Source organism: Lactobacillus sp. ESL0679 (assembly GCF_029433515.1).
Classification (GTDB): domain Bacteria; phylum Bacillota; class Bacilli; order Lactobacillales; family Lactobacillaceae; genus Lactobacillus.
In genome coordinates, this window is the sequence record NZ_JAQTIG010000002.1 from 270622 (window position 1) to 284712 (window position 14091).

A 14091-nucleotide genomic window follows, 5' to 3' on the forward strand; every position below is an offset into this window, starting at 1 on the left:
GCTTATAGTTTTAAGGGCAAAAAGTCAACCTAGAATGCAAATTTCTGCCGTTTTTTATAAATCTAACACGATTGTGAACGGGCCATCGTTTTCAAGTGCAACTTTCATATCTGCACCAAATTCACCAGTCTCAACATGCAAACCTGCATTAACCAATTCTTGATTGAAGTCTTCCCATAATTGCTTTGACTTCGGCGGTCTCATTGCCTCGATAAAACTTGGACGATTTCCCTTCTTAGTATCAGCTAGCAGTGTAAATTGACTAACACTTAAAATTTCACCACCAACATCCCTAATTGCTAAGTTAGTCTTGCCGTTTTCATCTTCAAAGATTCGCATCTTAGCTATCTTAACAGCTGCTTTTTGAACTTTTGCTAAGTCGTCGCCCTCTTTAATACCAACTAACAACAGTAAACCAAGATTAATTTGACCAACAGTTTTACCATCAATATTCACTTGGGCATGATTAACCCGTTGAATTACTACTCGCACTTAATTATCCGCCCTTCGTGTTTCATAAATGTCTGGTACATCACGCAATCTACTCAATATTTCATCAAGTTGAGTTGCGTTTTTAACTGCTACAGTAGCATAAATATGAGCAATATTATCCTCGTTTACCTTACCCGATAAGTTACTAATATTAGTCGTAACAGTATTTAATTTTGTAATCACATCACTTAGAAGGCGTTCACGGTTGTAACCAAAGGCCTCAATATTGGCATTAAAGGCTTGCTTAGAACTATCTCCAACGTTTTCCCACTGAACATCAATCAAACGACCTTGACTAGCTGCATCGTTAGTAATATTCCGACAATCTGCGCGGTGAATTGTTACACCGCGACCTTTAGTGACATAACCAACTATTTTATCACCAGGAACAGGATTACAACACTTGGCTAAATGTAACATTAAATCACTAATGCCTTGGATCATTACGCCATTCTTATGTTTAATTGTCATCGGCGAATTAGCAGATTTATTAGCTTGAGTCGATGAAGCAGCTTTTTGACCAGAGTTTAAAATCTCTTCTTCAAGCTCTTTTTGGCGGCGCTGCTCTTCTTGACGTCTTAAGTCCAACGTAAGCCGGTTAACAACACTAATTGCAGACAGATCGCCAAAGCCAATTGAAGCGAACATTTCATCAGCAGTATGGTAATTAAACTGATCTAGAACCTTCTCCAGATGGTCCTTGTCCATAAATTCTTTAGGAGACAAATCTTGGTCGCGCAATTTGTCGGCAACCATTTGCTCTCCCTGCTCTATGCTATTTTCACGGTCTAAATTGCGAAAATAGCGACGAATTTTATTTCGTGCTCGCGAGGTCTTAACAATATCCATCCAATCACGCGACGGTGTCGCATTTGACTGGGTCATAATGTCAATTACGTCACCATTTTTCAATTTATAATCAAGCGGCACTAATTTACCATTAACCTTGGCGCCAACAGCATGACTGCCAACTTGCGTATGGATTTGATAAGCAAAATCAAGCGTCACTGCACCTTTAGGTAATTCATAAACTTCGCCTTTGGGAGTGAAAACATAAACACGATCAGAAAAGATTTCACTCTTAACATTTTTCATAAATTCACCAGCATCTTGAGTTTCATCTTTTAACTCCAAGATTTCCCGAACCATGTCCAGTTTCTCGTTCGAACTGGTTTGTTCAACGCCGGCAAAATTACCACGCTTGTATGCCCAGTGAGCAGCAACCCCGTATTCAGCGACCTCGTGCATTTGTTTAGTTCTAATCTGAATTTCCAGTGGCCGGCCGCCAGGACCAATAATAGTTGTATGAAGTGATTGATAGCCATTAACCTTAGGCACCGCAATATAGTCCTTAAAGCGGCCTGGCATTGGTTTCCACTTGGTATGAACCGCACCTAACACCGCATAACAATCTTTGACAGTGTTAACAATCACCCGAACAGCAGATAAATCATAAATTTCATCAAAGTCCTTGTGCTTATTAACCATTTTTTTATAAATAGAATAAATATGCTTGGGGCGACCATTAATTTCGTATTTAATACCTAAACTATCAAGACTAGTCTCCAGCGTGCTAATTGCATCCTGAATGTATTTTTCACGTTGGCTGCGCTTTAGGCTCATCATATTTACAATTTGATAATAAGCCTTAGGATTCAAATAATGGAAACTCATGTCCTCTAGTTCCCACTTAATCGTTCCAATACCCAAGCGATCAGCAAGTGGAGCGTAAATGTCCATTGTTTCCGAAGAAATCCGACGCTGCTTATCAGGACGTAAATGTTGCAAGGTATGCATATTATGCAGTCGATCAGCTAATTTAACCATGATAACGCGAATATCTTTCGCCATTGCAATTAGCATCTTCCGGTGATTTTCAGCTAAAAATTCTTGGTGCGATTTATATTCGTACTTATTAAGCTTGGTTACTCCGTCAACAATAAAGGCAACGTCTTTGCCAAACTTTTTCTTAATATCATCGTTAGTAACTGGCGTATCCTCAACTGTATCATGTAAAAAACCGGCAGCAATCGTATCGGGATCAAGTCCCAAATTTGCCAAGGTACCAGCTACTTGAGTTGGATGCACAATGTAAGGCTGGCCTGAAGCCCGCTTTTGATCCTTGTGAGCTTCATTAGCAAATTCATAAGCTTCTTCAACAAAGGCAATTTGCTTGTCATTCATATACTTCTTACAGGCAGCTATTACCTGATCATGCGTCATTTCAATGTATTTCGACATTTAAATCGCCCTTTCTAGTTATAAATATGTCTATCCATTAATCCAAAAATTTCAAAAATAAGGTAAATAAGGCCGAATAATAAATTATATTTAGCAAATCTAATCAGCATCGCTAAACAAAAGATAATTGGTAACACAAGCAGCCAATATTCTGGTAACTTAAGGCTAATTAATAGGCGCCCAACGTGGTAACTGATAATATTGTTAACAATGATAAACAACAAGCCGACGCGCAAAATAATTGGTATCTGCAGCAAACTAAAGACAAATGGTAACAGCGCCACTAATAGGCTCCACCAAATGATTGGCATTGCCTGAAACTGATTTAATTTACGAATTAGCGGGATTGCCATGACTTTTTGCTTAAATTGTTTGAATTTAATAATCAATCTATTCTTCCTTACCTAACTTTACATTATAGTCTTTTTTACTTTTATTTGCGTTCAATTATTAGCCCGACCCAACGATCTTGGGACATCGTCAAGGTAATCCTAAAACCGTATTGGTCAAGGGCATCTTTGATTTTATCTAATTGCAAATAATCAATACCTGAGAAAATAATCTGGCCGCCCTCATTTAAATGTTCGTCCATTTGCGGAATCAAATCTAGCAGGATTTCAGCTAAAATGTTAGCTACAATTATATCAAACTTGCCAGAAACACCTTGCAATAAACTGGCTTTTTCTACCTTAATATTGGTCAAATTATTTAGACTAATATTTTCACCAGCTGCCGTGACAGCTTCATCAGAAATATCAGTAGCCTCAACGCTTTTGGCACCAAGAAGTGCGGCAGCGATTGCTAAAATACCGGAGCCAGTCCCAACGTCGATTACACTTTTAGGCGTTGTCATTGCCCGTTCTAGACCCATCATTGCTAGTTGCGTCGTTTTATGGTTACCCGTACCAAAGGCCAAACCTGGGTCCAGCTTAATCAATTGTTGGTCCTTAAAGGCAGGTTGATAATCTTCCCACTCAGGTACAATGGCTAAATAACGGGAAAAATCAATCACATGATAAAACTTTTGCCAAGCAGTGTTCCAGTCTTGATCCTGAATATAAGATGTTGTAATTTTGTCTGAACCGATTGCCAAGCCATAGCCCTTCAATTCAGCAAGTTTATTATGATATTTTTGAACCAGCTCATTAGCATCAGCTTCTTCATCAAAATATGCAAAAAATTGCATGTCTTCAGGCAAGTCTTTAATTTCATCTAAATTAACAATCGTTGAGTCGTGTTCCCAACCGGCATGCTCAAAATCCGACCGCTTTCTAGTTTCAGTTCCTAAAGCATGCAATACATCTTGGCTGTATACGCTAAGTGCGTCCTCTACTTCATGACTAGTTTCAATTTTAATAATTAATAATTTCATTTTAACTTAAAACTCCCTTTTTATTTTTATCCAGGCAATGCTATCATAAAAAAGGTGATAAATATGGCAAAGAAAAAAAATAAACTTGAAAAAACATTAGTTGAAAAAATTTTAGACCGGAATAAAATTCCGTATGAACAAACACAATTTACAACCCATGAGGATTCTGGTGGTGTTGCCCAAATGGATACTTCTATTTTAAACGAGAAAGAACATTTGGTCTACAAAACCTTGGTTTGCACAGGTAATAAAACAGGACCACTTGTTGGTGTTATCCCTGTTACCGAGCATTTAAGCATGAAAAAGCTGGCTAAAAATTCTGGTAATAAAAAATGCGAAATGTTACCCCTCAAAGACCTAGAAAAGACCACAGGTTATGTTCATGGTGCAAATACACCGATTGGTATTTATTTTAAGCATCATTTTCCAATTTTTCTAGATAGCAGTATGAAAAATGAAGTAAAAATTGGCGTTTCCAGTGGTAAAGTTGGCCGCAGCGTGTTCTTAAATCCTGATGACCTTCAAAAAATTACTGATGGAAAGTTCTGTGATTTGCTAGAGTAGTTTCATCTAATTAAAAATAAATAAAATATTTTCTATATACAGGGTAAAACAATCAAGCAAAATTTTTCATTTGTAATATAATATAGATTAATACAAATATATAAGGAATAGGAAAATGACATTATTAACAGATGAACAGCTTGCAAATATTGCACATGATTATTTTTTAAGCAAATTAAATATCGCTGACATTTCCAAAAAATACGGCCTTTCGCGTTACTTGATTACCAAGGCGTTAGAGGAAGCCGAAGAAAAAGGAATTGTAAAGATTAGCATCTACCAAAGTCCAAAACGGGCCGAAAAATTAGAGCGTAAGTTCCAACAAATTTTTCATTTAAAAGAAGTATACATTTTGGAAGATCTAGAAACGAAAAACCAAGATAACGAAATGATCGTTAATTACGCTGCTAAGCAAATTCAAAATTATACTAAGTCAGCTCACGTAGTCGGCTTAACTTGGGGAACATTAATTCGAGATATCATTAATAATTTTCCCGAAACTGAACGTGAAAATCTGACTTTTGTTCAGCTTGTCGGCCAAGCCGTTAATGCAAGTAAAAGGAAAAATCAACTGGTACAACAGGCAGCTGATAAATTTGGTGCCAATTGTTTAACATTTCCAGCCCCACTGTATACAATCAATCCAGGCTTTGTTCAAGACATCATACAAGAGCCATTTTTTGAATACATTAAAACTTTTTATCCTAGAATCGATTTAGTTTTTGCAAGTATCGGGACCGCTCAATCCTTAGAATCTGGACAATTCTTCATGGACTATTATGCAGATAAATTATTTAGAAATATCGATCGTAGTCGCATTGCTGGCATGATTTTTGGTCGACCGTATGATATTAACGGCAACTTCTTCCAGCCAATTGAAACTCATATTTGCGGAATTAGTTTTGACGAAATTATGCGGATTCCCAAACGGTTTGTAATTGTTAAAAATCGCTTCAAAGAAGATGCTCTCTTAGGTGCATTAAGAAGCGGCATAGTTACCCACTTAATTACTACCAGCGGTATTGCTGAACGTGTGTTGCACAAAAATATTGAATTTAGCTAAATTCTTCATTATAGATATTGCTAATATAATTTTGTAATTCTGCCACACTATGACGCCGTGATCGTGCACATTCTTTAGCTGGCCGATTACATAAAAAGCAACGACGGACAGGTAAGCCCAGCTTTGACCGCGATAAAGCTGCATTTTGCTCTTTAATCAAGACATCAGCGTCAAAAAGACGCCCTAATCTATTTTCGTCCTCAAAAGTAATTGTGACTTGTTTTACATCTTTGGCATTAGCATTTAATAAATAAAAATTTTCACAGCCACTAGGATTGTCCCAGCTCGTTACCAAGTTATACTTAATACCTTGAGCTTTCAAGTCTTTCTCTAAATTTGTACAGCCAGTTGTAAAAAGTTGTTTTAAGTAATGATTATTTTTGATTGGCCCCGGAATATTTAGTTTTATATCTAGTAATGTACTGCTGGGATTCTGATTAAAAAGCTGTGTTTGTAGTGCTACGCGTTGATCTTTAGCAGCTAACACATCTGGGATACTTTGCGGTGTTCCCGTTAAAAAAATTGATTGATTCATGATAAACTTCCCTTTTACTAATTATTATAACTAAAAAAGCGTGGAAACGAGCTCTGACTTATTTCCACGCTTTTAATTTATAATTTTTTAGTCTTTAACTTGCTTGATAGTATCAATAATTGAACCATCACGGTATTCAACTAAAGCAACAGTCCGATCAGTGTATTCAAGCGGCTTTGGAATACCAACTTGTCCTTCAGCCATCTTTTGCAACTCTTTAATGTCAAGAATTTGCAAACCTGGGACCTTGCCAAATGCAGCAATCAAATCTTGCCGTTTAGGATTAATGGCAATCCCGCGTTCAGTTACTAAGACATCAATGGAGTCTCCTGGAGTAACTACTGTTTCAACAGAAGGAACCACCGTTGCATTACGGCCACGAACAAGTGGGGCAGTAATAATCGTCATTTTAGCATTAGCTGCATCTTGGTGACCACCAATTGCACCACGGATGACGCCATCTGAACCAGTCATTACGTTAACGTTGAAGTCAGTATCAATTTGCAATGCTGACAAAATAGCAACGTCCAAATTATTAACAACTGCACCCTTATTATGAGGATCAGCGTACCATGAAGCGTCAATTTCTTGTTGGTCTTTGTTTTGTGCCATTGAAGCTGCGGCACCCTTATCAAAGTCCTGTACGTCCATGATTTTCTTAACTAGACCTTCTGCAAGCAAATCAGTTGTTGGCTTAGTAATACCGCCTAATGCAAATGAAGCTGTGATGCCATCATCAAGCATTGATTGACGTAAATAACGTGTTACAGCCAAAGCAGCACCACCAGAACCGGTTTGGAATGAAAAGCCTTGCTTGTAATATGGTGAATTAATAATTACTTGATTAACCATTTGCGCAATCTTTAATTCTTTTGGATCCTTAGTAAAACGAGTTGCTCCTGAACCAATTTTATCTGGATCACCAATCTTGTCCACTTTGACAACATAATCAACTTGATCTTGTTTAATTGAAGCTGGAGTATTTGGATATTCGACAATATTATCAGTTAATAAAACCACTTTATCAGCGTATTGCGCATCAATTAAAGCATAACCAAGTGAACCAAAGACAGCATCACCGTCTTGACCATTTGCATTACCAGCTGGATCTGAAACTGGAACACCGAGAAAGGCAATATCAATTTTAATATCGCCCTCTTCAATTGCTCGCGCACGATTACCATGTGAACGGAAAATAACTGGATTCTTTAAACCACCGTGAGAAATAAAGTCGCCTAGTGAACCACGCATTCCTGAAGAAACAATGTTAGTGATAACACCCTTTTTAATGGCTTCAATCACCTTATCGTTCATTACACCGGTAAGTGAAGATGGAGCCAGAGTCAAATCTTTATAACCCATGTTAATGATTTTATCCATCACTTTATTGAAGGCAAAGTCACCATTTCTAAAGTGGTGGTGAAAAGAAATCGTCATCCCATCTTTAAGATTGTTCTTAATTACATCATCAAGTGAATCAACAACCTTGTCTTCACCAGCAGTAACTCGCACTTTAGGTGCAACTCTTTGAACTTCTGGATTACCAATAGTTGCTGATGTAAATGGCTTTAAATTCATTTCTGACATTAAATTGTCTGGTAATTCGCGATTAACTTTATTCTCCAATGTAATTACCCTCCTCATCAATTAAGTTAGAAGCCTTTGCAGTTTCAATGACTCTGTTTGCCTTAGCAACAACTGGCTTATCAACCATTTTGCCGTTCATTGAAATAACACCTGAGCCCTTGGCTTTAGCTTCTCGAATTGCATTTTGAACGTTTTTAGCGTTTTCAATTTCTTCTTTAGTTGGGTTGAAGACATCATTAACCATTGGAATTTGACGTGGGTTAACTAATGACTTACCGTCATAACCAAGCTCATAAATGTATCTGGTTTCACGATAAAATCCTTCAGTATCTTTCATATTTGAAAAGACAGTATCAAAAGCATAAACGTCAGCTGCTCTAGCGGATTGAAGAACCATATTTCGAGCAAATTCCAATTCACGCCCGTCTGGATAACGGTGAGTATGCATATCAGCAGTGTAATCTTCACCAGAAACAGCAAGTCCCATCATTAAAGGTGTTGCTGTAGCAATAGTTGGTGTGTTCAAAACACCTTTAGCACTTTCAATCGCTGCCATAACACCAATTGAACCTTTTTCAACACCGTATTCTTCTTCTGCTTTTTCCATGTCCTTAACTAATTTTTGGATCATTTCAGCAGATTCTGTCTTTGGTAAACGAATAACGTCAACACCGGCTTTAACCATTGCTTTAACATCTTCGTCATAAAATGGCGTATCTTGACCGTTAATCCGAACGACAATTTCAGCACCGCCAAAATCAACGTGCTTAATTGCGTTATAGACAAGCATTCTGGCAGCATCCTTTTCAGTTAAGGAAACAGCATCTTCCAAGTCAAGCATAATTGAGTCTGCACCATAAATACCAGCATCTTTAACCATTGCTGGATTATTGCCGGGCACAAACATCATCGTCCGGCGCAAACGATTCTTTACGTAAGTCATTTATTGCAATACCTCCAATTCTGGTTTATCAGTAGTTTCAGTAGCTCTTTGTGCTGCAGCTAAAGTACGAGCTGCAATGACACAATCAAGTGCACCTTTATCAGTAGCTTTCACCTTCGCATTACTAATACCAAACTTTTCCAAAGTATCAGTAATCACCTTTTTAATTTGATCGCCATATGCTTTGATTACTTCTGAATCCAAATCAATTTGAATCCCATCATTACCTTTAGAAATCATAATTTGAATATCTGAGGATTCTAAAGTTCCTGCGACACCAATTGTTTTAATTTCCATTAATATTCATTCCTTTCTGAATTCTAGTTTGTAAAACTTTTTGATTACTTTTAATGAAGTCCATTGTTATATTCGGAACGAGCAACTTAATTGCTGCTAGGTCACCTGTTTTAATTAGTTGCCTTACTTTAGTTGCAGTGATTACTTGATCATCATTGCTAAATCTTGGCACAATCTTGACTTCAATCTGGGGGCTGAGTTCGTTAATTAAACTCTTATTGTAGAAATTAGTTGTATGTGAGAAAGGTTCTGTCCCCAAATATCGCCGACTGATTGCCAACTTAGGTGCAATAATGTTTTTAAAAACACGTGCATCAATTGTAGTTTGTGTCTTAATTAAATCATCCGGACTTTTTAAGAAATATGCCGGAAAAGTAGCTTGCGAAACTAAATAGTCGCTACCACTAACAACATGAACATTTTTTAAATCAGCAGTTCCATTCTTTACTAGCTGCATCCGCTCTTCAGTTTTAAATAAGGAAGCATCTGTTGCCACAACAAAAATATAAACTAAATCATTTTCTTGACTAGCTAGCTGAGCAAGCCTTTGATGACCCAAAGTAAAAGGGTTAGCATTCATTACAATTGCTGCTACCTTCTTGTCTTTTTTGCCTTCGACCTGTGGAATTGTAGCCAAGTAGTCATTTACATCTGGCGTACCACTTTCTAAAAAAGCAGCTACATCAGTATGAGCCAATTCTGTAAAGCCAAGATGTTGGAAACTAGTTGAGTATTGCGTTTTAGTAAATACAAAATTATGAAAAATCTTTCGGTTAAATTGATATTGTTGTAAAGCTGTTACCATTTGATTAAAACGGCTGCCAGGAGTTGCCCCCCGATTACAAACAGCAATATATTTTAAAACATTGCCGGCTACACTTCCCGTTCCTACTAATTCACCTTCATCATTAATAATACCTAAAGTATGGTCAATGACATCAACTTCGCGAGAACTAAAATCGTGTAAGCCCAATTTAATCAAGAATTTTTCCCATTTAGTCCGAACTGTTTGATCACTTAAATAAAGATCTACGATTTGGTCCATTGGGTCACATCCTTTAAGAAATTAATAATTGCTTGATACATTGCAAGTGGCTGTTCTGCCTGAACTAGATGTCCACAATTCTTGATAATCTGAACCTGAATCTTGGAATTAAGTTTTTGCATTTCAAATGCAAAATGATAATCAAAAAATGGTGAATTTTCTCCTGCTAAAACAAGCATCGGAATTGTCATATCCATTAATACATCGCGCCAATCCTGTTCAGCATGATCAATTAAGCAGAGATAATTATTTTCGGCACGATAAGGATATTCTTTGGCCTCAAGCTTAGCTTTCGCAAACATTTGATCATCAATATGAGCATAGAATGCATTGCCAAAATCGATCTTTAAATATTGAGGATAATTATCCCAACTTAGGTCCTTAAAGCCATATTGCCAAGTTTGATCTTGAACCATCTTTGGTGGTTGATCCAAATCAACTATTGCCCGCACCCGAGAAGCACCATATAAAGAAAGATAAGACCATAAAGTAGCTGCTCCCATTGAATTACCAATAGCAACTACATCATGTAAATCAAGCTTTTGAAATAGTTCTGCCAAATCTTCAGCATGGCGACTAATTCTTTGCCCCTTATACGTTCTTTGTGAACGGCCTTGGTTACGTGGATCAAAAATAATGAAGCGAAAATCATTTTTAAATAATTTTATGACCTCCAGCCACATCTGACTTGACCCACCAATACCTGGAATCGCGACAATTACCGGCTTAGCTTCATTTGTATCGTAATAATGTAAACGGATACCATCATTAGTGGTAAAATCCACTGTTATTACTCCTTACCACATACCAATGACTTTCATCCACAACGTACCGATAATACCAAAAATCAATAAATAAATGATTCCTAATAGGAAGTTCATCTTCCACCATTCACCTTGTTTAACATAACCTGTCGTAGCTAAAATTGAAGCAGGCCCGTTAGCATAGTGAGTTGTTGAGGCATTAATTGCACCAGTAAATGCAAGCAGCATTGCAGCTAATTTAAGTGGCGCACCAGTAGCAACTGCAACGGATAAGAATGGTAAGTACAGTGCTGTCATATGAGCAGTACCGCTGGCAAAGAAGTAGTGGGTATAGAACATTAAAATGACTAAAACGATTAAAACTACTTGCCAACTAACACCGTGCAGACTTAATTGAATTGTCTTTGAGAACCAATCAATAAAGCCAAAGGAAATTAATTTACCAGCCATAAAGACTAAGATTGATAACCAAATCAGAATATTCCAAGCACCAGTTTGCTTTAAAGCATCATTCATTGTTAAAACGCCAGTTAACAGAAGAAGTCCAACTGCTAAGAAAGCAACAAAAGTAGAATCTAATTGCGGAATCTTAATAATTCCTGATAAAACCCAAAGAATAATTGCAATTAGGAAGACACCAGCCATAATCTTTTCAGGTGTTGTTACAGGGCCCATTTCAGTTAAACGGTCGTCAGCCCATTTCTTAGCATTAGGTGTTTCCTTGATTTCTGGTGGGAAAATTTTGTAAATAACAATTGGGATGATAATTGTTGCAACAATTACAGGTACTAATGCGGCAATAAACCAGCTAATCCAGCTCATGTTATAGCCTTTTTCAGCAGCCATTTGGGAGGCAACTAAGTTTGGCGCAGCACCAGTAATAAACAATGCCGTTGAGATAGTGTTAGCATGAAAGGCCATAAAGTCTAAATAAGCACCAATTTTCTTTCGTGATGGGTCATTTGGCTTTGAACCATAACTTTCTGAAATTGACTTAGTAACAGGCCATACAACCCCACCAGTCCGGGCACTGTTAGATGGAATTAAAGCTCCTAAGATTAGTTCCAGACCAGTAATCGCATAACCAATACCGATTGATTTTTTACCGAAGCGTCGGATCATCCAGTAGGCAATTCGATTACCTAAACCGGTTTTACTGATTCCATAAGCCATAATAAAAGCCATCGCAATTAGCCACGCAGCTGAATTACTAAAAGCACTTAAGATACCCTTATTAACAACGCCAGTTTTGGGATCTGGAATATCTTTAATCGGTGCAAGTCCAACCAAAACAGTTGTAATTAAACCAATTAATGTTGTCCCACCAATTGGCAATGGTTTTGTGATACAACCAACAATTGTAGCAACAAAGACAGCAAACATTTCCCAAGCTTGCGGTGTCAAGCCAGCTGGTCGCCAAGGTGTTGCACACCACAGGACGATTCCGATTACCAAAGGCCAAATAAACCCTTTATAATTCACTTTCTCTAAAGTTTTCATGATTATCCTTCTTTATCATTTAAAGGCGATATGTATCGTCAATAATCTTGTAACCTTTGTTAGCAAGCTCTACATCAACCCAGTCTAAATTGCCAGTACCATCATGATAACTTGCAGCTTTAGCATCGTCTTCTTTATGAAAAGCCTGAACCTTTGGCAATAATTCTGCAGCGTCTTCGCGACCTACTCTAACAACTCCATCGGCATCACCTAAAATGATGTCACCAGGATAAACGCTGGTATTACCACATGAAATTGGAACGTTAATTTCACCAGGTCCTTCTTTATAAGGACCGTTAGGCGTTGTACTAACCGCATAAATTGGTAAATCCCAATCCCTCAGTGTGTCAATGTCCCGCATCGGGCCATCAACAACAACGCCGGCAACATGTCTTTGGTCTCGCAGCCATGTCATCATCACTTCACCAATGACAGCTCGTGTGTTGTCACCCTCGTTGTCAATAACAACAACATCACCTGCGTTACAATATTTTAATGCGGCAAAGATTGTTAAATTGTCTCCCGGCCGATTATGAACAGTAAAAGCTGGGCCACACATTTCCTTTTTAGGTTTAGACATTAACCTAATCCGAGGTGACATTGCACCCGTTCTGTTCATGCAGTCTGCCACATTGGATGAAGGTAATTCGGTATAAGCCTTAATTACTGCAGCATCTGGCAATTCTCTTTTTAAAAAAATTCGTTTGCCATCTTCCATTAAAAACGCCTCTTTTTTAATCTAAATTGACACCTGCAAGGACTTCTTGCATCTTATCAGCTGAATTAATCATCTTAGCTTGTTCTTCTTCTGATAATTTTGTTTCGATGACTTGGCTGATTCCAGTACCGTCAACAACCGTTGGAGTTCCTAAATACAAGTCATGCTTGATGCCATATTCACCATTGATTGGTGCAGATAGTGGTAAAACAATGGCATGATTATCTAAAATTGCCCCTACAATTTGAGATAACATTACTGCGATACCATAGAAAGTTGCACCCTTGTTTTCAATGATCTTGCCACCTTTTTGGCGAATATCACTTTCAACAGTTGCTAAGGTTTCATCATTGATTTCATCAAAGTCACGCAATGATTTTCCAGCAACTAAAGACTCATCAAAGTTTTCAAATGAGGTATCACCATGTTCACCTAAAACCATTGAGTTAACACTTGCAACTGGTACATTTAGCTTTTTAGCCAATTCAACTTGTAAACGAGCTGAATCAAGTGAAGTTCCTGTTCCAATAACTTTATTCTTAGGAAAACCAGACAATTTTTGGGTTAATGTAGTCAAAATATCGACTGGATTTGCGGAAACAACAAAAACTCCATTAAAGCCGGAATCAACAACTGGTTGAACAATACTCTTTAAAATATTGACGTTTTTGTTAACCAAATCTAATCTAGTTTCACCAGGCTTACGAGGAACACCGGCTGTAATCACAACAACATCAGCGTCTTTTGCATCAGCATATTCGCCAGGGTGAATGTCGCATTCACCAGCAAAAGGAGTAATGTCTTCAAGATCCATTGAGTCACCGATTGGGCGTTTTTTCACAACATCAGCAATAATTAATTCATTAACTTTTGTATGTTGCAGTAAATCATTAGCAAAGGTTGAACCAACAGCGCCATCACCAACAAGCAGTACTTTTCTATTCATAGTCGAATTTCCTTTCAAATATTT

15 protein-coding genes are annotated in these 14091 nt (G+C 37.6%); 2 read left to right on the forward strand and 13 right to left on the reverse strand.

All coding sequences use genetic code 11. From position 1 onward, the window contains the following. Positions 1 to 54: 54 nt before the first annotated feature. Genes dtd through prmA form a run of 4 tightly spaced genes read right to left on the reverse strand, consistent with a single transcriptional unit; the run spans position 55 to position 4105 of the window. Entirely contained in the window at positions 55 to 492 is a 438-nt protein-coding gene (dtd, locus tag PT287_RS04240; RefSeq protein WP_277132883.1) for a D-aminoacyl-tRNA deacylase, read from the reverse strand. Next, positions 493 to 2733 (reverse strand): bifunctional (p)ppGpp synthetase/guanosine-3',5'-bis(diphosphate) 3'-pyrophosphohydrolase, encoded by a 2241-nt coding sequence (locus PT287_RS04245; RefSeq protein WP_277132884.1) that lies wholly within the window; start codon positions 2731 to 2733, stop codon positions 493 to 495. Between the two features lie 14 nt (positions 2734 to 2747). After that, on the reverse strand, positions 2748 to 3122 hold the full coding sequence (locus PT287_RS04250; protein WP_348635273.1) for a hypothetical protein: 375 nt from the start codon (positions 3120 to 3122) through the stop codon (positions 2748 to 2750). 44 nt (positions 3123 to 3166) lie between these two features. Beyond that, a complete protein-coding gene (prmA, locus tag PT287_RS04255; RefSeq protein WP_277132886.1) occupies positions 3167 to 4105 on the reverse strand; it encodes a 50S ribosomal protein L11 methyltransferase in 939 nt (312 codons plus the stop codon). A 63-nt stretch (positions 4106 to 4168) separates the two neighbouring features. Here prmA and ybaK point away from each other — a divergent pair, with 63 nt between their 5' ends. Together ybaK and PT287_RS04265 are read left to right on the forward strand one after the other, a co-directional pair. Further along, entirely contained in the window at positions 4169 to 4669 is a 501-nt protein-coding gene (gene ybaK, locus PT287_RS04260; RefSeq protein ID WP_277132887.1) for a Cys-tRNA(Pro) deacylase, read from the forward strand. A gap of 115 nt (positions 4670 to 4784) precedes the next feature. Further along, positions 4785 to 5732: a sugar-binding domain-containing protein gene (locus PT287_RS04265; RefSeq protein WP_277132888.1), complete on the forward strand. Its 948-nt coding sequence runs from the start codon at positions 4785 to 4787 to the stop codon at positions 5730 to 5732. On the opposite strand, the gene citX is transcribed toward PT287_RS04265, so the two are convergent. The 9 genes from citX to PT287_RS04310 form a co-directional block, all read right to left on the reverse strand. Beyond that, positions 5725 to 6267, reverse strand: coding sequence for a citrate lyase holo-[acyl-carrier protein] synthase (gene citX / locus PT287_RS04270; protein WP_277132890.1), 543 nt, complete (start codon positions 6265 to 6267; stop codon positions 5725 to 5727). The two genes, PT287_RS04265 and citX, sit on opposite strands and share 8 nt — an antisense overlap. Positions 6268 to 6354: 87 nt before the next feature. Next, positions 6355 to 7893 carry a citrate lyase subunit alpha gene (gene citF / locus PT287_RS04275; RefSeq protein WP_280927669.1) on the reverse strand — a complete coding sequence of 513 codons (1539 nt, stop codon included), beginning with the start codon at positions 7891 to 7893 and terminating at the stop codon, positions 6355 to 6357. Beyond that, positions 7883 to 8797: an aldolase/citrate lyase family protein gene (locus tag PT287_RS04280; protein WP_277132891.1), complete on the reverse strand. Its 915-nt coding sequence runs from the start codon at positions 8795 to 8797 to the stop codon at positions 7883 to 7885. The genes citF and PT287_RS04280 overlap by 11 nt, the downstream gene beginning before the upstream one ends. Next, on the reverse strand, positions 8798 to 9094 hold the full coding sequence (gene citD, locus PT287_RS04285; protein ID WP_277132893.1) for a citrate lyase acyl carrier protein: 297 nt from the start codon (positions 9092 to 9094) through the stop codon (positions 8798 to 8800). It abuts the gene before it with no gap. Further along, positions 9084 to 10139, reverse strand: a complete 1056-nt coding sequence (gene citC, locus PT287_RS04290; protein ID WP_277132894.1) for a [citrate (pro-3S)-lyase] ligase — start codon at positions 10137 to 10139, stop codon at positions 9084 to 9086. Before citC ends, citD begins: the two co-directional genes overlap by 11 nt. After that, the gene (locus PT287_RS04295) at positions 10124 to 10924 is read right to left on the reverse strand and encodes an alpha/beta hydrolase (RefSeq protein WP_277132896.1); all 801 of its coding nucleotides are present in this window, start codon (positions 10922 to 10924) and stop codon (positions 10124 to 10126) included. Before PT287_RS04295 ends, citC begins: the two co-directional genes overlap by 16 nt. 12 nt (positions 10925 to 10936) lie before the next feature. Next, a complete protein-coding gene (locus tag PT287_RS04300) occupies positions 10937 to 12403 on the reverse strand; it encodes a DASS family sodium-coupled anion symporter (protein WP_277132897.1) in 1467 nt (488 codons plus the stop codon). A gap of 19 nt (positions 12404 to 12422) precedes the next feature. Then, on the reverse strand, positions 12423 to 13121 hold the full coding sequence (locus tag PT287_RS04305; RefSeq protein WP_277132899.1) for an RraA family protein: 699 nt from the start codon (positions 13119 to 13121) through the stop codon (positions 12423 to 12425). Between the two features lie 16 nt (positions 13122 to 13137). Continuing rightward, positions 13138 to 14067, reverse strand: a complete 930-nt coding sequence (locus PT287_RS04310; RefSeq protein ID WP_277132900.1) for an L-lactate dehydrogenase — start codon at positions 14065 to 14067, stop codon at positions 13138 to 13140. Between the last annotated feature and the right edge of the window lie 24 nt (positions 14068 to 14091).

What these genes read in the sequence shown, in the direction of transcription:
- PT287_RS04305 (WP_277132899.1), bottom strand. Translation starts at nt 13,121, where the DNA reads ATGGAAGATGGCAAACGAATTTTTTTAAAAAGAGAATTGCCAGATGCT.
- PT287_RS04245 (WP_277132884.1), bottom strand. Translation starts at nt 2,733, where the DNA reads ATGTCGAAATACATTGAAATGACGCATGATCAGGTAATAGCTGCCTGT.
- citC (WP_277132894.1), bottom strand. Translation starts at nt 10,139, where the DNA reads ATGGACCAAATCGTAGATCTTTATTTAAGTGATCAAACAGTTCGGACT.
- citX (WP_277132890.1), bottom strand. Translation starts at nt 6,267, where the DNA reads ATGAATCAATCAATTTTTTTAACGGGAACACCGCAAAGTATCCCAGAT.
- PT287_RS04280 (WP_277132891.1), bottom strand. Translation starts at nt 8,797, where the DNA reads ATGACTTACGTAAAGAATCGTTTGCGCCGGACGATGATGTTTGTGCCC.
- PT287_RS04300 (WP_277132897.1), bottom strand. Translation starts at nt 12,403, where the DNA reads ATGAAAACTTTAGAGAAAGTGAATTATAAAGGGTTTATTTGGCCTTTG.
- citD (WP_277132893.1), bottom strand. Translation starts at nt 9,094, where the DNA reads ATGGAAATTAAAACAATTGGTGTCGCAGGAACTTTAGAATCCTCAGAT.
- PT287_RS04310 (WP_277132900.1), bottom strand. Translation starts at nt 14,067, where the DNA reads ATGAATAGAAAAGTACTGCTTGTTGGTGATGGCGCTGTTGGTTCAACC.
- ybaK (WP_277132887.1), top strand. Translation starts at nt 4,169, where the DNA reads ATGGCAAAGAAAAAAAATAAACTTGAAAAAACATTAGTTGAAAAAATT.
- prmA (WP_277132886.1), bottom strand. Translation starts at nt 4,105, where the DNA reads ATGAAATTATTAATTATTAAAATTGAAACTAGTCATGAAGTAGAGGAC.
- PT287_RS04265 (WP_277132888.1), top strand. Translation starts at nt 4,785, where the DNA reads ATGACATTATTAACAGATGAACAGCTTGCAAATATTGCACATGATTAT.